The organism is Streptomyces sp. NPDC005774, assembly GCF_042871645.1.
GTDB classification, from domain to species: domain Bacteria; phylum Actinomycetota; class Actinomycetes; order Streptomycetales; family Streptomycetaceae; genus Streptomyces; species Streptomyces pratens.
Genome location: NZ_JBIAIV010000070.1, coordinates 1 through 20,332, shown reverse-complemented (window position 1 = coordinate 20,332; position 20,332 = coordinate 1). Strand labels below are relative to the sequence as shown.

The 20,332-nt window shown below is 70.8% G+C and carries 18 protein-coding genes and 1 pseudogene; 9 read left to right on the top strand and 10 right to left on the bottom strand.

Annotated features, from left to right (window positions below):
- Positions 1 to 75: 75 nt before the first annotated feature.
- Entirely contained in the window at positions 76 to 2,418 is a 2,343-nt protein-coding gene (locus ACFYQA_RS35765; protein WP_388927117.1) for a transglycosylase domain-containing protein, read from the bottom strand.
- A gap of 434 nt (positions 2,419 to 2,852) precedes the next feature.
- On the opposite strand from ACFYQA_RS35765, the gene ACFYQA_RS35760 reads away from it, so the two are divergent.
- From ACFYQA_RS35760 to ACFYQA_RS35745, 4 genes and pseudogenes are all read left to right on the top strand, one after another.
- On the top strand, positions 2,853 to 3,638 hold the full coding sequence (locus ACFYQA_RS35760) for an ABC transporter permease (protein WP_388927154.1): 786 nt from the start codon (positions 2,853 to 2,855) through the stop codon (positions 3,636 to 3,638).
- Positions 3,639 to 3,780: 142 nt separating this feature from the next.
- Positions 3,781 to 4,545: an ABC transporter permease gene (locus tag ACFYQA_RS35755; RefSeq protein ID WP_388927114.1), complete on the top strand. Its 765-nt coding sequence runs from the start codon at positions 3,781 to 3,783 to the stop codon at positions 4,543 to 4,545.
- Positions 4,546 to 4,616: 71 nt separating this feature from the next.
- Positions 4,617 to 5,612, top strand: a pseudogene (locus tag ACFYQA_RS35750) (ATP-binding cassette domain-containing protein); the annotation flags it as partial.
- Between the two features lie 222 nt (positions 5,613 to 5,834).
- Positions 5,835 to 6,698: a DUF1707 domain-containing protein gene (locus tag ACFYQA_RS35745; RefSeq protein WP_388927111.1), complete on the top strand. Its 864-nt coding sequence runs from the start codon at positions 5,835 to 5,837 to the stop codon at positions 6,696 to 6,698.
- A gap of 100 nt (positions 6,699 to 6,798) precedes the next feature.
- Here the strand turns inward: ACFYQA_RS35745 and ACFYQA_RS35740 are convergent, their stop codons facing one another.
- Positions 6,799 to 8,184: an SGNH/GDSL hydrolase family protein gene (locus ACFYQA_RS35740; RefSeq protein WP_388927108.1), complete on the bottom strand. Its 1,386-nt coding sequence runs from the start codon at positions 8,182 to 8,184 to the stop codon at positions 6,799 to 6,801.
- Between the two features lie 433 nt (positions 8,185 to 8,617).
- Between ACFYQA_RS35740 and ACFYQA_RS35735 the strand changes: the two genes are divergently transcribed.
- On the top strand, positions 8,618 to 10,006 hold the full coding sequence (locus ACFYQA_RS35735; protein ID WP_388927106.1) for a DUF445 domain-containing protein: 1,389 nt from the start codon (positions 8,618 to 8,620) through the stop codon (positions 10,004 to 10,006).
- A 176-nt stretch (positions 10,007 to 10,182) separates the two neighbouring features.
- Positions 10,183 to 11,676 carry an MFS transporter gene (locus ACFYQA_RS35730; protein WP_388927103.1) on the top strand — a complete coding sequence of 498 codons (1,494 nt, stop codon included), beginning with the start codon at positions 10,183 to 10,185 and terminating at the stop codon, positions 11,674 to 11,676.
- Positions 11,677 to 11,854: 178 nt separating this feature from the next.
- On the opposite strand, the gene ACFYQA_RS35725 is transcribed toward ACFYQA_RS35730, so the two are convergent.
- The 5 genes from ACFYQA_RS35725 to ACFYQA_RS35705 all read right to left on the bottom strand — a co-directional run bounded on the left by ACFYQA_RS35725 (position 11,855) and on the right by ACFYQA_RS35705 (position 15,520).
- On the bottom strand, positions 11,855 to 12,085 hold the full coding sequence (locus ACFYQA_RS35725) for a hypothetical protein (RefSeq protein WP_332428042.1): 231 nt from the start codon (positions 12,083 to 12,085) through the stop codon (positions 11,855 to 11,857).
- A gap of 268 nt (positions 12,086 to 12,353) precedes the next feature.
- On the bottom strand, positions 12,354 to 12,656 hold the full coding sequence (locus tag ACFYQA_RS35720) for a hypothetical protein (protein WP_055626283.1): 303 nt from the start codon (positions 12,654 to 12,656) through the stop codon (positions 12,354 to 12,356).
- Positions 12,657 to 12,783: 127 nt separating this feature from the next.
- Positions 12,784 to 13,413, bottom strand: a complete 630-nt coding sequence (locus tag ACFYQA_RS35715; protein WP_388927100.1) for a TOPRIM nucleotidyl transferase/hydrolase domain-containing protein — start codon at positions 13,411 to 13,413, stop codon at positions 12,784 to 12,786.
- A 254-nt stretch (positions 13,414 to 13,667) separates the two neighbouring features.
- Positions 13,668 to 14,219, bottom strand: a complete 552-nt coding sequence (locus tag ACFYQA_RS35710) for a GNAT family N-acetyltransferase (RefSeq protein ID WP_388927097.1) — start codon at positions 14,217 to 14,219, stop codon at positions 13,668 to 13,670.
- Positions 14,216 to 15,520 (bottom strand): hypothetical protein, encoded by a 1,305-nt coding sequence (locus tag ACFYQA_RS35705; protein WP_388927094.1) that lies wholly within the window; start codon positions 15,518 to 15,520, stop codon positions 14,216 to 14,218. The genes ACFYQA_RS35710 and ACFYQA_RS35705 overlap by 4 nt, the downstream gene beginning before the upstream one ends.
- 178 nt (positions 15,521 to 15,698) lie before the next feature.
- On the opposite strand from ACFYQA_RS35705, the gene ACFYQA_RS35700 reads away from it, so the two are divergent.
- On the top strand, positions 15,699 to 16,031 hold the full coding sequence (locus ACFYQA_RS35700) for a hypothetical protein (RefSeq protein ID WP_388927091.1): 333 nt from the start codon (positions 15,699 to 15,701) through the stop codon (positions 16,029 to 16,031).
- Positions 16,032 to 16,213: 182 nt separating this feature from the next.
- Entirely contained in the window at positions 16,214 to 17,206 is a 993-nt protein-coding gene (locus ACFYQA_RS35695; protein ID WP_388927088.1) for a phosphotransferase family protein, read from the top strand.
- An 81-nt stretch (positions 17,207 to 17,287) separates the two neighbouring features.
- Here the strand turns inward: ACFYQA_RS35695 and ACFYQA_RS35690 are convergent, their stop codons facing one another.
- Complete coding sequence (locus tag ACFYQA_RS35690) at positions 17,288 to 18,088, bottom strand: MBL fold metallo-hydrolase (RefSeq protein WP_388927085.1); 801 nt, start codon at positions 18,086 to 18,088, stop codon at positions 17,288 to 17,290.
- 406 nt (positions 18,089 to 18,494) lie between these two features.
- On the opposite strand from ACFYQA_RS35690, the gene ACFYQA_RS35685 reads away from it, so the two are divergent.
- Entirely contained in the window at positions 18,495 to 18,641 is a 147-nt protein-coding gene (locus tag ACFYQA_RS35685) for a hypothetical protein (RefSeq protein WP_388927082.1), read from the top strand.
- Positions 18,642 to 18,746: 105 nt separating this feature from the next.
- Here ACFYQA_RS35685 and ACFYQA_RS35680 read toward each other — a convergent pair whose 3' ends face one another.
- Both ACFYQA_RS35680 and ACFYQA_RS35675 read right to left on the bottom strand, forming a co-directional pair.
- Positions 18,747 to 19,394, bottom strand: coding sequence for a dihydrofolate reductase family protein (locus tag ACFYQA_RS35680; protein ID WP_388927079.1), 648 nt, complete (start codon positions 19,392 to 19,394; stop codon positions 18,747 to 18,749).
- Between the two features lie 281 nt (positions 19,395 to 19,675).
- Positions 19,676 to 20,146: a glycosyltransferase gene (locus ACFYQA_RS35675; RefSeq protein WP_388927076.1), complete on the bottom strand. Its 471-nt coding sequence runs from the start codon at positions 20,144 to 20,146 to the stop codon at positions 19,676 to 19,678.
- Positions 20,147 to 20,332 lie beyond the last annotated feature (186 nt).

Below are 20,332 nucleotides of genomic sequence, written 5' to 3'. Positions count from 1 at the left end.
AGCGCGGGGAGTGACCGCGCTCATACTCCGGGGGGCCACTCCCCTGGGGGGCGTCCCCCCGCTTACCTCCCGCGCTCACTCCCCGCGGGGGCGTGGGATGAAGCCGGTGAGGCCGCCGCGGCTGCCCGTGCCGGGGTTCTCGCCGTCGGTCGAGCCGCTCCCTCCGGTTCCGCCGCTGCCGGTGTCGCCGGTGGTGCCGCCCCCGGTGGTGCCGCCGTCGGTGGTGCCGCCGGTGGAGGTGCCGTCGCCCGTGCCGCCGGTCGTGGTGTCGCCGTCGGTGCCTTTGTTCGTGCCGCCTTCGGTGCGGCCTTCGCCGGTGCCGTCGTCCGGGACCGGGGTCCGGTTCGTGTTCTCGTCCGGCCCGGGGGTGGGCGTGCCGTCGCCCGGGGTGGTCGTGGGCGGGAGGGAGCCGGTGTCGGCGGTCGGCGGCGCGGTCCGTTCGGCGTCCGGTTGCAGTTCGAGGTCGAAGGAGCTGACGGGCTCGCCCTCCAGTGCCTCCCGGGTGAACTGGGCCCAGATCTCGGCGGGGGGCCCGCCGCCGTTGATGCGGGACAGTCCCATCGCGCCGTACAGCTTCTCCTGTGCGGCGGTGTCCGGGTTCTGGCCCATGACCGCGACGACGGTGGCGAGTTCGGGGGTGTAGCCGGCGAACCAGGCGGCCTTGTCCTCCTCCGCGGTGCCGGTCTTGCCGGCGGCGGGGCGGCCCGCGCCCAGGGCGGCGGTCGCGGTGCCGTTCTGGACGACGCCGCGCAGGACGGCGGTGGTGGTGTCGGCGGCTTCGCGGCTGACGGCCCGGCGGTTCTTCGGCTCGGGCAGCGGCACCGTTTCCTTTCCTTCCTTGGTGATCTTCTCGATCAGGACGGCGTCGCTGTGTACGCCGTGGTTGGCGAGGGTCGCGTAGGCCTGGGCCATGTCCAGGGTGCTGGCGGTGGCCACGCCGAGGGCGATGGAGGGGGAGGGGGTCAGTTCGGGTGTGGTGGAGGGGAGGCCGAGGGCGACGGCGGTCTGCTGGACTTTGTCGGAGCCGATGTCGACCGCCAGTTGGGCGTAGACGGCGTTGACGGACTTGTCGGTGGCTTCGCGGACGGTGATGTCGCCGTACGAGCGGTCGTCCTCGTTGGCCGGGTCGTAGAGGCCGCCGGACCAGCCCTGGACGGGGCGTTTGTTGGTGCCGTCGTAGACGGTGTTGGGGGTGATGGGGCGGCCGTCCTGGGTGCTGGACGCGTTCTCGACGGCGGCGGTGAACACGAACGGCTTGAAGATGGAGCCGACCTGGTAATCCCTGCGGGTGGCGTTGGGGGTGTACTGCTTGACGTAGTCGATGCCGTTGTACATGGCGCGGACCTTGCCGGTCTTCGGTTCGACGGCGGTGCCGCCCGCGCGGACGTACGTGTCGACCTCGCGTTCCTTCTGGTCGAGCCGGTCGATCAGGTTGTCGTTGACGGCGTCGACGAAGGCGTTCTGCTTGTCCTTCTGCAGGGTGGTGGTGATGCGGTAGCCGCCCGCGTCGAGTTCCTCCTCGCCCACGATCTTGTTCTGGATGAGGTGGTCCTTCATGATCTGCACGATGTAGCCGCGCTGGCCGGACATGCCGGTGGAGTTGGTGCTCTTCTTGGGCGGGGGGAACTTCAGGCCGGCGCGCTCGGTCCCGCTCAGCCAGCCCTTCTCGACCATGCCGTCCAGGACGTAGTTCCAGCGGGACTCGGCTGCGGGGCGGTTCTCCGGGTGGGTGACGACGTCGTACTGGCTGGGGGCGTTGACCAGGGCGGCGAGGTAGGCGGCGCGGCCGGCGTCGAGGTCCTGGGCGTCCATGCCGTAGTAGGCCTGGGCGGCGGCCTGGATGCCGTAGGCGTTGCGGCCGAAGTAGCTGGTGTTGAGGTAGCCCTCGAGGATCTTGTCCTTGCTCTGTTCGCGGTCCAGTTTGATCGCGATGAAGAACTCCTTCACCTTGCGGGTGACGGTCTGCTCCTGCTGGAGGTAGTAGTTCTTCACGTACTGCTGGGTGATGGTGGAGCCGGACTGCTTGCCCTTGCCGGTGGCGGTGTTCCAGGCGGCGCGGAGCATGGCCTGGGGGTCGATGGCGGACTCGGTGTAGAAGTCGCGGTCCTCGGCGGCGAGGATGGCGTGCTGCGCGTCCTGGGAGATCCGGCCGAGGCCGACGTTCTCCCGGTTGACCTCGCCGTCCCGGGCGATGACGGAGCCGTCTGTGTAGAGGTAGACGTTGGCCTGCTTGATCGCGAGGGCGTTGGCGGACGGGATGTGCACGAGGTGGTAGCCGAGGAAGAGACCGCCGATGAGCAGGAGCCCGCCGAGGAGGAAGGCGCCGAGCGCCATCCGCCAGGTGGGGACGATCCGGCGCCATCCGGTGCGCTGGCGCTTGCCCCGGGCGGGCTGCTGTGGCTGCGGCTCGTCGCTCATGTCGTGCACGGACTCCTGTTTCGCATTTTTCCGAGGGTACGGCTATTGCCGCTTTTCCTGCCTGTTGCCGCTGTTACTGCAGTTAAAGCTGTAACAGTCGGTTCAGCTGTTACGGCGGGTTCGGCCGGTACACGTGATGCGTGCGTGTACGGCGCGTGCGTCCCCTTGGAGAAGACTGTCGCATCCGGCGGTCCGTTCCCGTCGGCGGCGCGTGTCGGCCCGCTGTACGGCTTCTCACACGTATGGCCCTCGGCAGCCGGAAAATGCCTGGCAGCGCATCGGCTGCCGGCACTAGGTTCGTGCGGTTGGGCTTCGGCGAGAGCGTCGGGCGAGGGCACTGGGCGAGGCGAGGACCGGAGGCGGTTGTGGGGGGAGGCTCGGCCCGGTTGTCGGCCCGGTCGTCGGCCCGGTTGTCGGTCTGGTCGTCGGTCCGGTTGTACGGGGCGGTCGCGGTGGGTGGTTTCCGGCGGTACGCGACGTACCGGGCGGCGACGGCGGCCGGGGTGTTCACCAACACCGTCTTCGGCCTGATCCTCGTGTACACCTATCTGGCGCTGTGGAACGAGCGGCCGGACCTCGGGGGATACGGGCAGGCGCAGGCCGTCACGTACGTGTGGCTGGGGCAGGCGCTGTACGCGACGCTGGCCATTCAGGGCGGCGGCTTCGAGGTCGAGCTGATGGAGCGGATCCGTACGGGTGCCATCGCGATCGATCTGTACCGGCCCGCCGACCTGCAGGGGTGGTGGCTGGCGCAGGATCTGGGCCGGTCGGTGTTCCAGCTGTTGGGGCGGGGCGTGATCCCCTTTCTGTTCGGGGTGACGGTCTTCCCGGTGGCGTTGCCGGACGATCCGCTGACCTGGGCCGCCTTCCTGACGACGGTGCTGCTCGCGATGGTGGTCAGTTACGCGATCCGCTACCTGGTGGCGCTGAGCGCGTTCTGGCTGCTGGACGGTACGGGGGCGATGCAGATGCTGATGATCGTGGGAATGCTCTGTTCGGGCATGGTGCTGCCGCTGAACGTGTTCCCGGGCGCGTTCGGCGAGGTCGTACGGATGCTGCCCTGGGCGGCGCTGCTCCAGGGGCCGGCCGACGTCCTGATGGGGGAGACGAGCGTGCTGCGGGTCTTCGCGCTCCAGGGCGGCTGGGCGGTGGTGCTGCTGGTGACGGGGCGGCTGCTGCAGTCGACGGCGACGCGGCGGGTGGTGGTCCAGGGTGGCTGAGGTCGGCGGGCGGGTCGGACGGCGGGTTGGCGGCCGGGTCGGTGAGGAGGCCGGCGGGAAGCCCGGCCGGAGGTCCGGTGGGAGGTCCGGTGGAGAGTCCGGGCCGGCGCGGGGGGTGCGCGCGTACGGGCTGATCGCGGGGATGTGGATCCGTTCGACCATGGTGTACCGGACGTCGTTCGTACTGACGACCATCGGCGGGGTCGTGGTGACCGGCCTTGACTTCGTCGGTATCGCGCTGATGTTCTCGCACGTCGACGTGCTGGCCGGCCACTCCCTGGCCGAGGTGGCCTTCCTGTACGGCCTGTCCATCGTGTCGTTCGGCATCGCGGATCTGGTGCTGGGCTCGATGGACCGGCTGGGGCGCCGGGTGCGTGACGGCACGCTCGACACGCTGCTGGTGCGGCCGGTACCGGTGCTCGCGCAGGTCGCCGCGGACCGCTTCGCCCTGCGCCGCGTCGGGCGCGTGCTGCAGGGGCTGCTGGTCCTCGGCTGGGCCGTCGCCTCGCTGGACATCGTCTGGACGGTGCCGAAACTGCTGCTGGTGCCGGTGACGGTGGTCAGCGGTGCGGCGATCTTCTGCGCGGTGTTCGTGGGGGGCGCGGCCTTCCAGTTCGTCGCGCAGGACGCGTCCGAGGTGCAGAACGCGTTCACCTACGGCGGGCAGACGATGCTGCAGTACCCGCCGGTGGTGTTCGCGCAGGAACTGGTGCGCGGGGTGACGTTCGTGCTGCCGCTCGCCTTCGTCAACTGGGTGCCCGCGTCCTATGTGCTGGGGCGGCCGTATCCGCTGGACCTGCCGCAGTGGGTGGCGTTCATGGCACCGCCGGTGGCGGCGGTGTGCTGCGCGCTGGCGGGACTGGCGTGGCGGGCGGGGCTGCGTTCGTATCGGAGTACAGGGAGTTGACCGTGGGCGACGACAGCGCGCATGCCGAGGGTGACGGCAGAGGCAGCGGCAGCGGTGATGGCGATGGCGGGGTGAGCCGCGGCGGCGGGGTGAGCCGCGGCGAGCGGGAGTTCATCCTTCTCGAGGGGGTCGAGAAGGTCTTCGACGTGCGGAAGAGGACCGGGTTCCTGAAGCGGGAGCGGCGGCAGGTGCGGGCCGTGGACTCGCTCTCGTTCTCCGTGGCACGCGGTGAGATGGTCGGTTACATCGGGCCGAACGGCGCGGGCAAGTCGACCACGATCAAGATGCTGACCGGGATTCTCACCCCGAGCGGTGGCCGGCTGCGGGTGGCCGGCATCGACCCCACCCGGGAGCGGACGCGGCTGGCGCACCGTATCGGGGTGGTGTTCGGGCAGCGGACGACGCTGTGGTGGGATCTGCCGCTGCTCGACTCGTACCGGCTGATGCACCGCATGTACCGGATTCCCGACGCCCGTTATCGCGCGAACCTGGACCGGCTCGTCGAACTGCTCGACCTGGGCGACCTGTTGGACACGCCGGTACGGCAGCTCTCCCTGGGGCAGCGGATGCGCGGCGACATCGCGGCGGCGCTGCTGCACGACCCGGAGGTGCTGTACCTGGACGAGCCGACCATCGGTCTGGACGTCATCTCCAAGACCAGGGTGCGGGAATTCCTGCGGGAGTTGAACGCCGAGCGGGCCACGACGGTGCTGCTGACCACGCACGACCTGCAGGACATCGAGCAGTTGTGCTCGCGGGTGATGGTCATCGACCACGGCCGCCTGATGTACGACGGTCCGCTCGCCGGCCTGCACCGGGCGGGGGAGAGCGAACGCACGCTGGTGGTGGACCTGGAACGGGAGATGCCGCCCATCGACGCGCCGGCGCCCGCGCGGGTGGTGCGGGTGGAGGGGCCGAGGCAGTGGCTGGCGTTCCCGGCGGCGGAGTCGGCGGCCCCGCTGGTGGCGCGGATCGCGGCGGAGTATCCGCTGGTGGACCTTTCGGTGCGGGAGCCGGACATCGAGGCCGTGATCGCGAAGATGTACGCGGAGCAGGCGGAGCAGGCGGAGCAGGCGGGGCAGGTAGGGCAGGCGGGGCAGGCCGGGCAGGTGGTGCGGGCGGACCGGAGGGAGGACGTCGCCCAGGGCGCCTCGGCCGCCGGAGACGCGTCGGCCGCCGGGGCCACCGAGGCCGCCTCGGCGCCTGGGGCCGCCTCGGAGGGCAGGGACGGGGGTGCCGGGCGGGTGGTCTCGTAGCCCTCGGTCGGGGGACCTCGTAGGCTGCTGTGTATGACCGACGACGCAGCCCCGGACCTCCGTGCCTCCGATGCCGACCGCGAGCGCGTCGCCGCCGTTCTGCGGGACGCCGTCGCCGAGGGGCGCCTGGACATGGAGGAGTTCGAGGAGCGGCTGGACGCGACGTACAAGGCGCGGACCTACCGGGAACTCGAGCCGATCACCCGTGATCTGCCCGCCCCCGGAGTGTCCGTTCCCGTCGTCTCCCTGACGAAGTCCCCCGAGCCGGGCGACGATTGGTCGAGCCGGGTGGGCGTCGGCGACGACGCGCCGTCGACGTGGGCCGTCGCCGTGATGTCGGGGTTCCAGCGCAAGGGCCGGTGGACGGCACCGCGGAAGTTCAACTGCTTCGCCTTCTGGGGCGGCGGCGAGATCGATCTGCGCGAGGCGGACTTCGCGGACCGCGAGATCGTGATCAACGCGGTCGCGATCATGGGCGGCATCGAAGTCATCGTCCCGCAGGGTGTCGAGGTCGTCGTCCGCGGCATCGGCGTCATGGGCGGCTTCGACCACCGTGAGGAGGGCGTGCCGGGCGAGCCGGGCGCCCCGCGCGTGATCGTCTCGGGCTTCGCCTTCTGGGGCGGTGTCGGCGTCAGGCGCAAGCTGACCCGGGCGGAGAAGCAGCGGCTCCGCGAGGAGCGCCGCCTCGAGAAGCTGGAGCGCAGGGCGAACCGCCGCGGGGAGGGGGCGGGCGGCGACGTGGACCGCAGTGAGCTGGGCGCCTCCTCGTCCGGCCAGGCCGCCCTCGGCCAGGGCCACGGTCACGGCGGCTTCGGCCACGGTTCCTTCGGCTTCGACTCCCCGCACGGCCGGCGGGCCGAGGAGCAGGGCGAACGCCGCAGCGACCGGGACCGCTGACCAGAACGGCTGACCAGAACGGCTGACCAGAACGGCCGGCCGGGATTGCTGACCGGTCACCGGCCGTCGCCGCAGGGTGTGGGGCCGGTCCGGCCGCTCCCTACAGCTGCGCCGGCGCCCCGCCCTTCAGGTCGTCCAGGTCGAGGGTCTCGGCCATCCGCGTGTAGCCCCGGTCGCTCGGGTGCAGGTGGTCGCCCGAGTCGTAGAGGGGGTGCAACCGGCGCGGGGCGTACGGGTCGCGCAGCGCCCGGTCGAAGTCGACGACGGCGTCGAAGACGCGCCCCGCGCGGATCTCCGCGTTGATCTGCTGCCGCACCGCCTCGCGCGCGTCGGTGTACCCGCGGTGGCCGCCGAACGGCATCAGGGTCGCGCCGACGACTTTCAGTCCGCGGGCGTGGGCCCGGTCGACGAGGGTCTTCAGGCCGCCGACGATCGCGTCGGGGTCGGCGAGGCCCGGTTCGCGCAGGATGTCGTTGACGCCGAGGTCGACGACGAGGACCTTGACGTTCGTGCGGCCGAGGACGTCACGGTCGAAGCGGTTCAGGGCGCTGGGGTTCTCCGCGGGGCGGCCGAGGCCGTCGGCGAGGACGCGGTTGCCGCTGATGCCGCCGTTGACGACGCTGTAGCGCGGTACGTCCCGGCCTGCCGCGGCCGCTACGCGCAGCCGGTCGGACAGGATGTCCGGCCAGCGGTTGTTGGCGCCGGTGGTGGAGGTGCTGCCGTCGGTGAGCGAGTCGCCGAGGGCGACGACGGTGCCCTGCGAGTCCCTGCTCAGCACGTCCAGCCCGGTCAGGTAGCGCCAGAAGGCGCTCTTCTCGGTGTACGGGGTGCCGGTCGTGTCCTGGGTGTGCTCGCCGACGGCGGCGTACGAGGTCTGGCGTGCGTACGGGTGGCGGGTGACCGGTCCGGAGCCGGTGGGGGAGTACGTGGTGACCAGTACGTCTCCGTCGTGCGGGACGGTGAGGCGTACGGCGTCGCTCATCACCTGCTGCCCGGCCGGGACGACGACGGTGGGGCTGCCCCGGAAGGTGACCTGCCGCATGGTGCCGGCGAGGGCCGCCGCGTCGCCCCGACCCGCGGACAGGGCGATCGAGGCGTGGCTGACGGTGAGCGGGGACTGGCCGTAGAGGTTGGACAGGGTGATCCGGGCGGCGGTGCCGCCGACGCTGGTGTGTACGACGTTGCGCAGCGAGCGGTCCGCGAGGCCGGTCATCTCGGTGCCGGGCTCGCCGCCGACCGGGGAGGCCGCCCAGGAGGAGACCCAGGTTCCGGTGGAGGCCGGTGCGGCCGGGTTCCGGCGTCCGTCGCGGCCGCCGGCGAGGGTGTCACGGTCCCTCGTGCCGTCGGCGTACAGGCCGGACGGCAGCCCGGACACCCCGACGTATATGGCCGCGGACACCGCCACGATCGCGGCGATCACCGCGGCGAGCAGGGCGCGGTACTTCGCGGTGGGCGCTCCCGCGCCCCCGTCACGTCCCCCGGTCAAGCTGTTCTGTTCTCCTCCAGCGGTCGGAGCCCGAGACTCCGTACGGATGAGCCCATGATGCGTCATGGACGGGCGGTGGTCCGACGGGACCCCATGGGGGTCTCCATGGGGATCCCACTGAGACCCTCCCGGCAGTCCCCCGGCTTCGCCCCTGACTTGCCTCTGATTTCCCCCTGGTCCCGTCCTGTGTTCCTCCTGATCTCCAGGCGGAACCCCCTCCGAAGCCCCTTGTCGGGGCGCTCGTCGGGCCGCTGTCGGGCCGCTGTCGGGCCGCTGTCGGGCAGCCGTCGGGCAGCCGTCGGGCCGTCTATTGGACAGACGCCGGGAACTCCTGTTCCGTTCCGGGAGTCGGACGGGAAGGGACAATGTGTGAGGGATCACCGAACGGGCGGAGCGGATGGAGCGGGGCGGAACGGATGAACGGATCGAGCGGATGAGCGAGGCGGACGCCACGGACACCGCGAACACCGCGAGCACGGAGGACACCGGCACCACGGGGGCCGGGGGTGGTGGAGGCCGGCGCACGCAGGCCCGCGCCGGTGGCGCCACCCACCGCACGATGACGACGTTCAGTCCGGCGGACGAGGAGAAGCGGCGCGGAGTGCGCCAGATGAAGCTCATCGCCACCGGGCTGCTGCTGTTCGTCGCCGTGGTGTACGTCCTCGCCAAGTGGGCGTCCGACGCGGGCGCCGGAGCCTGGGCGGGCTACGTCGCCGCGGCGGCGGAGGCGGGCATGGTCGGCGCGCTCGCCGACTGGTTCGCCGTGACCGCCCTGTTCCGCCACCCGCTGGGACTGCGCATCCCGCACACCGCGATCATCCCCACCAAGAAGGACCAGCTCGGCGTCTCCCTGGGCGAGTTCGTCGGTGAGAACTTCCTCTCCGAGGACGTCGTCCGCGGGCGGCTGCGCTCCGTCGGCATCGGCAGCCGGCTCGGCGCCTGGCTGGCGGTACCCGAGCACGCCGACCGGGTCACCGCCGAGTTGTCGGCCGCCCTGCGCGGCGCGCTGACCGTCCTGCGCGACTCCGACGTCCAGGCGGTGGTCGGCGAGGCGATCACCCGTCGCGCGGACGCCCAGGAGATCGCGCCCGGCATGGGCAAGATGCTGGAGAAGATCGTCGCCGACGGCGGCCACAAGAAGGCCGTCGACGTCGTGGTCACCCGCGCCCACGACTGGCTCGTGCTGCACGGCGACGCCGTGATGGACGCCGTGCACGGCGGCGCCCCCGGCTGGACCCCGAGATTCGTGGACCGCAAGATCGGCGACCGTGTCTACAAGGAGCTGCTGCGCTTCGTCACCGAGATGCGCGACATGCCCGCCCATCCCGCGCGCGGCGCCCTGGACCGTTTCCTCGCCGACTTCGCCTCCGACCTCCAGTCCGACGCCGAGACCCGCGCCCGGATCGAACGCCTCAAGGGCGAGATCCTCGGCCGCGACGAGGTCCAGGACCTGATCGCCTCCGTCTGGACGGCTGTACGATCCATGATCGTCTCCGCGGCGGAGGACGAGCGCAGCGAGCTGCGGCTGCGCGTACGCGCCTCGCTGCTGTCGCTGGGCGCGCGCATGTCGGCCGACGCCAGGCTGCAGGGCAAGGTCGACGGCTGGCTGGAGAGCGCCGCGGTGTACGTCGTCACCACCTACCGGGGGGAGATCACCTCCCTGATCACGGACACCGTGGCGGGCTGGGACGCCGAGCACACGACGAAGAAGATCGAGGCCAACATCGGCCGCGACCTCCAGTTCATCCGCATCAACGGCACGGTCGTCGGCTCTCTCGCCGGGCTGCTGATCTACACGGTCTCCCGCATGCTGGGGGCGTAGGGCCCGTCCGGCGGGCCCTACGGCCTTCCGGAACGGCGGGCGTGTTCCTCCCGGCCCAGGGCACAAGGGAGGCGTTCGCCCGAGGGAGCCCGACGGAGCTCGATGGAGCTCGGCCGGGCTCGGCCCGGCTCGGCCCGGCTCGGCCGAGCTTGACGGAGTTCGACGGAGAGGGAGCCATGACAGGGGAACCGTCGTCGGCCTCAGTGCCCGCCTCCACCGGAACCATCACCACGGCCGTCCCGGCCCGTCTGGACCGGCTGCCCTGGTCACGGTGGCACTGGATGATCGTGATCGGCCTGGGCACCGTCTGGATCCTGGACGGACTGGAAGTCACGATCGTCGGCAACGTCGCCGGCCGCATCGCCGAGGAAGGCAGCGGCCTGGACATCACCTCCGCCCAGATCACGGGTCTCGCCGCCGCCCTGTACGTGGCGGGCGCGTGCCTGGGGGCCCTGGTCTTCGGCTGGCTGACCGACCGGTACGGGCGCAGGAAGCTGTTCATGGTGACGCTGATCGTCTATCTGGCGGCGACCGCGCTGACCGCTCTCTCCTTCGAGACCTGGTGGTTCTTCCTCTTCCGGTTCCTCACCGGCTTCGGCATCGGCGGCGAGTACGCGGCCATCAACTCCGCGATCGACGAGCTGATCCCGTCCCACTACCGGGGCCGGGTCGACCTCATCATCAACGGCAGCTACTGGCTCGGCGCGATCGGCGGCGCCCTGCTGTCCATCGTGATGCTGGACACCGACATCTTCCCCAAGGACCTCGGCTGGCGGCTCAGCTTCGGTCTCGGCGTCGTCCTCGGCCTGGTCGTCCTCCTGGTCCGCCGGCACGTCCCGGAGAGCCCACGCTGGCAGTTCATCCACGGCCAGGGCGAGGAGGCCGACGCACTCGTCTCGTCCGTCGAACGGGAGATCGAGGAGGAGAAGGGGGGACCGCTGCCACCGCCGGCCGGTGAGATCACCATCCACCAGCGCAAGAGCATCGGCTTCGGCCTGATCGCCAAGACCGTCTTCGGCCGCTACCCGCGCCGCGCGGTCCTCGGCCTCTCCCTCTTCATCGGCCAGGCCTTCCTCTACAACGCCATCACCTTCGGCTTCGGCGCCATTCTCATCACCTTCTTCGACGTGCCGACCGGCAGCACCGGCTACTACTTCGCCGTCATCGCCGCGGGCAACTTCATGGGCCCGCTGCTCCTCGGCAAGCTCTTCGACACGGTCGGCCGCCGGATCATGATCTCGAGCACGTATCTGCTGTCGGGCATCCTGCTCTTCGGCACGGCCTGGCTCTTCGACAACGGTTCACTCACGGCCACGACCATGACCGCCTGCTGGTGCGTGGTCCTGTTCTTCGCGTCGGCGGGCGCCTCCAGTGCCTATCTGACCGTCTCCGAGATCTTCCCGATGGAGACCCGCGCCATGGCCATCGCCTTCTTCTACGCCATCGGCACCGCCGCCGGCGGTATCAGCGGCCCGCTGATCTTCGCCGACCTGACCGAGTCCGGCGTGGTCGGCGAGACGGCCCTGGCCTTCCAGATCGGCGCCGGGCTGATGTGCGCGGCCGGCCTGGTGGCGGCGTTCCTGGCGGTGAACGCGGAACGCCGCTCACTGGAGGACATCGCCACACCGCTCTCCGCCACAGAACCGAGGGGAGAGGCCTCGCGCGGGTGAAACGACCGGGCCCGCCGCAGGCCAGCGCCGGTCGCCGGTCGGCAGGGACCACCTCGGCGCGACGCGTGACCGGCCGGACAGGTCTCACCGCAGGGCAGGTCTCACAGTCGGACAGGTGCCAGCCGGACAGGTGTCAGCCGGACAGGTGTCAGCCGGACAGGTCCGAGCCGGACAGGTGTCAGCCGGACAGGTCCGAGCCGGTCCCGCGGTCCAGGACGCGGCGGGCCGCCTCGGCTTCTGCCGCCGCCGGGGACAGCTCGTCGAGAGAGTCGAGTTCGGTATCGTCCGCCAGCTCCCGTTCCCAGGCCGCCGCGAGCCGTTCCTGTTCCTCGCGCGGTTTGGCACTGATGGCTTCCCGGTGGTCCGGGTCCAAAGCCGTCAGGAATCGTCCGACCGGGTCCGTGGACATGCCGTGCTCCTTGTCACTGGGAAGAAGGCCGCTCCCAGCACCAGCATGGCCAGCTGTTCCGGAGACGGCGACCCGAGACGGCCGGTGACCGGCCCCCCGGGGCCTCCGATCACCTGGAGGCCCCGGGAGGGGCACGGTCCCGGAACGACGGGTCCTCGCGCGTCGGCTTGAGCGCGGAACTGCCGGAGAAGATCGTCACGTCCGACGCGGAGGGCGCTGCGGGCGGTGCTCCACACCGTCACCGCGCCACCGTCACCGCGCCCGCGTCTCATCCGCGCCGGTCGGCGACCGCCCATGACGTCAGCGCCACCGCACCCGCCACACCGAACACGGCCGGCCAGGCACCCACCTTCTTCGCCAGCGGATGCGACCCGGCGAACGCGGCGACGTACGCGACCGACAGCGCCCCGGCGGCCTTCCCGCCGGCCCGCTCCCGCCACTCCCGCGCCGCGGCGGCACCCGCCACGGCGAGGACGACCCCGCCCAGCGGCCGTTTACGGGTCCAGCGGGCCACGCCGTACCCGCCGACGAGTCCACTCGCGGCCAGCACCGAGCCGGGAACCTTCGCCATGTCCTGCGCCTCCTGCCACCACGCCCGCCCTCTGCTGAGGGACGGGTCCCGCTCTTCCGAGGCTAACCCTCGCAGTGTTCCCCTCCGGCACGGGCCTCGACCCGCGCCCGCGCCGCTTCGGAGACGGTCAGAGGCAGGTGAGCAGGCCGTCGAGCGGGGCGGGTACGCGGTCGGGTTCGAGGGCCTCGACGAGGACGCGCCCGTACCGGATCTTGCGCCCCTTCTTCGTGCCGAGGAAGCGCCGCAACTGCTGCTGCGAGGTGCGGCCCTGCTGGGCGGGCTGGCGCACAAAGGTCTGCAGGGCGCGCAGGTCGCCCTCGGCCCGGACGAGCTCCTCCACCCGTGCCACGCCCAGCGCGCGGATGAGCTCGTCCTCCAGATCCGCCGCGCAGACGAAGAACCGTGGCTGGTGTGCCGTACCGGCCGCAGCCGTCCGCGCGAAGGCGCGGGCGTAGAAGCGACGTTCCCCTTCGTCGCACAGCCCCGTGAGGCGGAGGCCCAGGCCGGGCGGCCCGAGGAGCCGGGCGAAGCGCCCGACACTCATCGCACCGCCCATCGGCAGCACGCAGACCCCTTCGTCCGCCAGGTCCCGTCCGCGGCACGCGGCCAGCGCGTCGACGGCCGCGGCGTCGCTCGGCCCTTCGAGCAGGACGACCGCCCGGACGGGCAGCCGCGCCGACAACTCCCGCGCGGGCTCACCGGACCCACCGGCCGCCCACCCAGTGACCGCTTCCCGGAACGCCCCCATGTCAGCCATGACACGAGTCTCCGCCCCTCCCGGCCGGCCCGGCACGGAATTTTGCACCGGTGCGTAGATCGACGGTGAGCAGCCAGGCCCTGACCCGCACCTCTGTCCCCGCACCTCTGTCCCCGCACCTGTCCCCGCACCGGTCCCCGGATCCCAGCAGACGGAAGGCGGACCCTTTGGGCAGCGTGCGGGCCGTTCGGCTCCGTGGCCACTTCATCCGTGAGAGCTGCACCGTGTGTCCGGAGAACCGGATCACTCCCTGCTCACGCAGACTTCAACGGGTCCCGCATCATGGCGGCGAACACCGGTGAGTCCGCGAAGGGCTGCTGCTCCCCGATCTTCTCGTACCCCCACCGCTCGTAGATCGCCTGGACTTTGCCGTCACCGGCCTTCGGGTTGACCAGCAGGGTGATCCGTTCCTCGTTCCTGCCCGACAGCAGCTCCTCGTGGATGCGCTGAGCGAGGCCGGTGCCCCGCCACGGACGCCGGACCACGATCTCGTTCAGCGCGAGTGTGCGCGCGCCCGTCTCCGTCGTGTACCCCTCGGGCAGGGCTGTCGTCATGGCCGTCCACCAGCGGGTGTCGGGCACGAGCGGGGTGGCATAGGCGAAGCCTGCGGGCTCGGTCCCGTCGAAGGCCACGACTGCCTCCCACCCTGGCACTGAGCTGTGCCCTGACAGCCGCTCATTGAAGCGTTCTGCGGAGTAGAAGGGGCCGGTGAGCCCGAGATCACGCTGCCTGACCTCGACGTGGATGTCCACGATCGTCTGTCGCACCGGTTCGGCGTCGGAGTAATGCCGCAACGCAGGACTCACAGAAGCTCCTTCTCAAACCATTGACGAGTGGCGGCGGAGTCGGGGGCGAACGAATGCAGCCGGTGTCCGAAATGGTTCAGCAGGCGGGCCGTACGACCGTGCCGCGCCTGAGCCGGGACGAGGTGTGCGGTCGCCACAGCGAGTTCCGTCTCGTGCTGACCCAGTTGGGCATGTGCCAGATAAGCCTGGGTGAGCGCTCGGTTGCGCTTCAGGTCGGGACGCAACTTCGCGAGCGTGTGATGGGCGTGCGCCTCGGCCTGTTCCCACAGCCCGAGCGAGGTGGTGGCCGTGAGCGCCAAGAGGTGAAACTCGGCCGAGTCGTAGAACAGCAGCCACGGGGGGCGATGTGCCCCGGCGTCCGCGCGTCCCAGTGTTGCTTCGGCCAACCCCAGGCACCGCAGCGCCGCTTGTCGATCCTGCAGGTCCGCGTGATGCACAGCGGTGCGGGCGTGAATGAGGGAGGCGTACAGCGGATCGCGGGCGGCTCGCGTCCGCTTCGCGGCCTCGTCAGCCGCGAGGGCGCTGGTGTACTGGCCGAGGTGCCGGTACAAGGCACCGGCATGTCCCCAGATACGGAACTGTATCGAGGAGTCACCCGAGAGACCGGCGAGGGCCACGGCCTGGTGCAGGTGCTGCTGGGCCGGGTCGAGACGACCGCCGTCAATGGCAGCCCACAGGGCGGAGCCCATGAAGGCCGCGGCGAGGCCGTACAGCTGACCTCGCACCCGTTGTGAGGCGGACCGTGTCCTCTGAAGGTGCAGAGCGTGTTGGGCCCAGCCCAGTGCAGCCTGCTCGACCTGGTGAGTTCCGCCGGTCTTGTTGTCGCTGGCAATGATCAGGGCGAACTGGGCGGTGAGCCGATTCACGTCGGACTGGCCCAAACGGCCGCCTGCCGAATCGGCGGCGGATCCTTTCGAAGCGGCGGATACTCCTGAAACGACAGCTACTCCTGAAGCGGCAGGGAAGAACGCAGCCGCAGAAGCGGCGGTGAGGAAGGTACGGCGGAGCACGGGCTCCTCCTCGTCGTGCTGGGCGCTTGCGGGTAGCGGGCGGTCGGCCGGGCACCGGGCGGGCGGGGTGAATCCCAACTCGGTTGCGGTACACCCGAACACTGCCTCCAGTGCCAGGCGTTGCCTGGCTTGCGGCCACCGGGTTCTTCCGCTCGTGAAGTTGTGGATCGTGCGGGGGGAGACGGTCCCGAACCTTCCGGTGATCTGCTCGATCGCCGTGTTCATGGACTCCGCCAACTCCTCCTGGGTGAAGCCCAGTTCGCGCATGCGCACCGTGAGCCGCTCATTCACCTCTGCCACATCGCAACACGGTAGTGGCGAGCCGTTCCCAGGAGCTCTCCGAGAGCAAAGAGCGAGTCAGTTTTTCCGGTCGCGCGCGGACGGTGCGCGGGCTGTTTTTCCTGACGATCACCTGAGCCGCCGTCGTTCACTGATTGTCACTGAACGAACACGGCAAGAGGAGTCCGTCGTGGGAATGGCAACCGACCCGACCGATGCACCACGGCTCGACCGTACAAAGATCCTCACCGAAGTGAGCCCGATCACCCGGCCCCGTCTCGACGTCCCCGCGCTGGCCGACACCGTGCAGCGCACGGACACCGTCTCCGGCATGCTCCGCGCACTCCTCGACGACACGCGAGGAGACGAACGGGAGGCGGTGCGCGTGATGCGCCGTCTCGGCACCCGGCTTCTCGCCGAGCCGCCCCAGGGTGAACCCACCCCCTTCACCGCCTGGCAGTACCTCGTGAACCTCGCCCGCTGTACGGAGGCCTTCCTCGACGTCGAACAGCGAACCCGGTGAGAGCCGACCGCCCCGACTGCGATGCCTACCGCAGGGAACGGGCGACGCAGCTCCGCACCGGCACGGGCGACCTGGGTGACCTGCTCACCCGCGTCGCACTGCACGAGTCCTCCGCCCACCGGGCGATCGGCTTCCCACGCCGCGCCGCGCCGGGCCGAAGTTGTCGAAGTTAAGGTCGACGGATGCGTCAATTCGCGGAGACCGAGGCCTTGTCGGGGATCGTGCACGAGGCCCTGGGGCCCAGGTTCCATACGGTCGGAGTGGACCGGTTGCGAGGCGGGAGCAAGAAGGGGGTCTACCGCGTCCACATCGACGGACCGCGTGCAGCGAGTGTGATCGTCTACAGCTGGGCCGAGGCCGAGAACTTCTGGCCCGGTTCGGAAGGCGTCGACGCGGCCCACCCGTTCGCCCCCGCCTCCGGCCTGGTCCCCTTCCTCGCCGCTCGGCGGAGCCTGGACCGTCTCGGGGTCCGGGTCCCCGGGGTGCTCCTGGCTGACGACAGCCGACGACGGTACCCGGCGGACGTCGCGGTGGTCGAGGACGTGGCCGGTGGCACTCTCGAAGCGCTCATGGAAACGGATCCCGCCCGTGCGGCAGACGCCTTGAGCGAACTGGCCGCCATGCTCGACGTGATGCACCAACAGCACAGCCGGCGGTACGGCAGGGTGGACGTGCTCGAACGGGGCGACGAAGCGAGCGGCGTTTCGTGCGAGCAGCTGGTTCTTGAGCGTGCCCTCGAGGATCTGGCGTACGCAGCAGAAGGGGACCCCGGGATCGGATCAGCCGCGACCCCGCTGCACGACCGCCTCCAGGAGCTGGCCGCAGGCGTCCCACCTCGCACGAGCCACGGACTGATCCACGGCGAACTCGGGCCCGACCACGTCCTGGTCGACGCCTCCGGGCACCCCGTCCTGATCGACATCGAGGGCCTGATGTTCTTCGACGTCGAGTGGGAGCACGTCTTCCTTCAGCTTCGCTTCGGTGATCAGCACCCGGCCTTGTCCCGCCCCGGCCTCGATCCGGCACGGCTCGGCCTCTACATGCTCGCGATGCGTCTCTCCCTGGTGGCCGGCCCCCTGCGCCTCCTCGACGGCGACTTCCCGCACCGAGCGGCGATGCGGGGGATCGCCGAGCACAACGCCAAGGAGGCATTGGCCCTCCTGCCGGTGCCGTAACCGAGCGGGTGCTCGGCTTTCCCGCCCCGGAGAACCCGGACCTGGTGTATCGGGACGGCATCACGGATGCCGGTTCGGTGGTCAGTTCTTCCGGTGCAACGGGCCGTGTTGCTCGGCGCCGTTGGATCTCTGTCCCTCCTGGCCGAGGTGGGTGACGAGACCGGGGGCAGCGACGCCGATGGGATGGGCGAAGGCTTCTGCGGCCACTTCTCCGGCAAGGGCCGGATCTGTGCCCGGCCAAAGGTGGGTGAGCATGAGCCGGGCGGCGCCTGCCTGGTGGGCGTACTGGCCGGCCAGCCGTGCGGTCAGCAGGTACGGCGCGTCGGCGGTCGGCACCTGGTGGATGTACGTGGCTTCTGACAGGAACAGGTCGACGCCTTGTGCAAGGCGAGGAAGGTCGGAGCTGGGGCCGGTGTCGCCGGTGTAGGCGAGGACGGCCTCGGGGGTGGTGAGCCGAATGCCGGCATTGGGCACGAAGTGCGGCAGGAGCCAGGTGTCGGTGGTGAAGGGGCCGATGTCGAACCGGTCGCCGGGGGTGAACCCGTGAAGGTGGTACGCCTTGGCGAGCATGCCCGGTCTGTCGAGCGCCAGAACGGCATCGACCGCACCGTGCGGGGCGTGGACGGGCAGAGCGGGCGGCGGGTCGTCGCTCAGCCCTCGGGCCCGTAGGAGCGGGTTGAGGTCGGCGCAGTGGTCGGGGTGCCCATGGCTGACGAGCACGGCGTCGACCGCGTCGACGGTGCTGTGCTGGAGCAGGCGCGGCAGGGTGGCATATCCGGGGTCGATGAGCAGGCGGAATCCGGCGTACTCGACGAGGTAGCCGCTGCATGCCTGGACTGCTGTGGGCCACGCCCCGCACCCGCCGAGAACCGTCAGTTGCATGACACGAGACCGTAGCGCCGTGCCTTGGCTGTGGCCAGGCGATATCCGAGCGTGAGGGGCAGGCATGGCACCGAGCCGTCAGGTGGGGTACCGGCGCGGGCTCCTCAACGAGATGCCGGAGTTGTCGCCGTTCCAGCCGCCCCTGCTCGCCTCGATTGTGCCCGGCGTCCGACACGGCTTCTTGGAAGCCACTGGTCCCGTATTTCGCGGGTCGCTGATTCGGCTGGAGAGCGGGGCCGGGCAGTGTCCGGCACGGGCACGTCAACGCCGGTCCGGGTGTGTCGATGGCTTCCCGGTCCCCGCGGCCACGGACGGAACGCCCCCGTACGGAGTGCGTGATCGAGTCCGCGGTGACCAAGTGTTCGGGCGCTCTGCCCGTCGCCGCCGAGTGCGGCCCACGGGCCGGATGATTCCGCATCACCTCGGTGAGCTCCAGCTACGCATCCGCGGGGCCACCGACCCGCCCACCATCACCCTCGTCCGGGTCGTCCGGGTCGACCTCCTCGGTCTGCTGGGGCTCGACGTGCGGCGTCCACGCCGGCTGCGGACCTGAACAGCACCCGCAGCGACCCGCGAAACGCGGGGCCAGGACGCCGCTGGGCGGCGGCCGTGCCGCGGGTGCCGGTGACAAAACCCGCGCCGACCGGCTGGTCCGGCCTCACTTCCGCCAGAGCAGGTGGTGCGTCACGCCGCTCGGGCTGGGCACGACGTCTTGGTGGAACCGGTCGAGCAGCTCATCGGGGGACTCCCACAGCCGGGCCCCGGAGCCGAGCTTCGTCGGGACGACCGCCACATGCAGGGTGTCGACGAGGTCGGCCTCGAGGAACTGCCGGATGACCGTGGCCCCACCGCCAAGCCGGACGTCCTGGCCCTGCGCCGCCTCCTTCGCCCGGGCGAGCACCGCGGCCGGGTCACCGTCGACGAAGTGGAACGTGGTGTCGGAGAGTGTGAACGACGGGCGCTTGTGGTGTGTCATGACGAACACCGGCGTGTGGAACGGGGGCTCGTCACCCCACCACCCCTGCCACTCGTGGTCCTGCCAGGGCCCGCGCTGCGGCCCGAACTTGTTGCGGCCCATGATCTCGGCGCCGATGTTGCGGGCGTAGTCCCGCGTGATGTAGTCGTCCAGACCTCGGCTGCCACCGGGTTCGGAGCGGTTGACGGGTGGGTGGTCGGTGGCAATGGCCCAGGCGAACATGTTCCCCGGATCGGCATGGCCGAACGGCCTCTCGAGGCTCTGGCCCTCGCCGGCGCCGAACCCGTCGCTCGAGACGGTGAAGTTCTGGACCCGCAGCAACTGGCTCACGTCGCTCCTCCTGCTTCGCGTTTTCTGATCACTTGACGGACGGTAGACCGGCCGGGCCGGGAAAACTCATCGCCGCATCGTGCGGCTCTCGTCGAGCTCCCGCGGCCGTGCCGGGCGACGACTCCCCGGTGGTCGTCCCCCGGCGCGACCGCGTACGGATCACCGGGCGAGCGTTGACGTGCCCGTGCCGGATACTGCCCGGCCCCGCTCTCCAGCCGAATCAGCGACCCGCGAAATACGGGACCAGCCCCGACCTTGCCGACCTCCTCGGCCGTCCGGGTTCACCCGGCGCTCTCCGAGCCGATGCGGGCGAGCACGGGAGCGGTGCCGTCCTCTACTGCGATCCCGCGGGCGAGTTCGGCCGCGCGGCGGCGGTGGGCCGGCTCGGACAGGCAGGCCGTGATCGCGTCGCCGAGGGCTTCGGCGGTGAGGTCCTGGAACGGCACAGGCCGGGGGGCGACTCCCAGCTCGTACAGCCGGGACGCCCAGAACGGCTGGTCGGCCATGACGGGAACGGGCACGGCGGGCACTCCGGCCCGTAGTCCGGCCGCGGTGGTACCCGCTCCGGCGTGATGGACGACGGCGGCGGTGCGGGGGAACAGCCAGTCGTGCGGGACGTCGCCGATGGCCAGGACGTCGGCGCCGCAGCCGTTCACACCGGCCCATCCCGCCTGCACCACCGCGCGCACGCCTGCCCGCTTCACCGCCGCGGCCACCAGCTCACTGAGCTGTTCCCCCCGTCCAACCGCCATCCCTGATCTTGCGTGGGTGTCCCCGGCTTCAGCCGGGGAGGGAAAAGCATCCTTGGCGCGGAGGCGCGAGGCGCCGGAGTTCTCTGCGCCTTGGAGTGACGGTCAGACGGGGTGCTTCTGATCTTCGATGTACTGCCGGATCACGGTCAGCGGGGCGCCGCCGCAGGAGCCCGCGAAGTACGAGCG

What these genes read in the sequence shown, in the direction of transcription:
- ACFYQA_RS35765 (WP_388927117.1), bottom strand. Translation starts at nt 2,418, where the DNA reads ATGAGCGACGAGCCGCAGCCACAGCAGCCCGCCCGGGGCAAGCGCCAG.
- ACFYQA_RS35755 (WP_388927114.1), top strand. Translation starts at nt 3,781, where the DNA reads ATGTGGATCCGTTCGACCATGGTGTACCGGACGTCGTTCGTACTGACG.
- ACFYQA_RS35745 (WP_388927111.1), top strand. Translation starts at nt 5,835, where the DNA reads ATGACCGACGACGCAGCCCCGGACCTCCGTGCCTCCGATGCCGACCGC.
- ACFYQA_RS35735 (WP_388927106.1), top strand. Translation starts at nt 8,618, where the DNA reads ATGAGCGAGGCGGACGCCACGGACACCGCGAACACCGCGAGCACGGAG.
- ACFYQA_RS35730 (WP_388927103.1), top strand. Translation starts at nt 10,183, where the DNA reads ATGACAGGGGAACCGTCGTCGGCCTCAGTGCCCGCCTCCACCGGAACC.
- ACFYQA_RS35725 (WP_332428042.1), bottom strand. Translation starts at nt 12,085, where the DNA reads ATGTCCACGGACCCGGTCGGACGATTCCTGACGGCTTTGGACCCGGAC.
- ACFYQA_RS35720 (WP_055626283.1), bottom strand. Translation starts at nt 12,656, where the DNA reads ATGGCGAAGGTTCCCGGCTCGGTGCTGGCCGCGAGTGGACTCGTCGGC.
- ACFYQA_RS35715 (WP_388927100.1), bottom strand. Translation starts at nt 13,413, where the DNA reads ATGGCTGACATGGGGGCGTTCCGGGAAGCGGTCACTGGGTGGGCGGCC.
- ACFYQA_RS35695 (WP_388927088.1), top strand. Translation starts at nt 16,214, where the DNA reads ATGCGTCAATTCGCGGAGACCGAGGCCTTGTCGGGGATCGTGCACGAG.
- ACFYQA_RS35690 (WP_388927085.1), bottom strand. Translation starts at nt 18,088, where the DNA reads ATGCAACTGACGGTTCTCGGCGGGTGCGGGGCGTGGCCCACAGCAGTC.
- ACFYQA_RS35685 (WP_388927082.1), top strand. Translation starts at nt 18,495, where the DNA reads ATGATTCCGCATCACCTCGGTGAGCTCCAGCTACGCATCCGCGGGGCC.
- ACFYQA_RS35675 (WP_388927076.1), bottom strand. Translation starts at nt 20,146, where the DNA reads ATGGCGGTTGGACGGGGGGAACAGCTCAGTGAGCTGGTGGCCGCGGCG.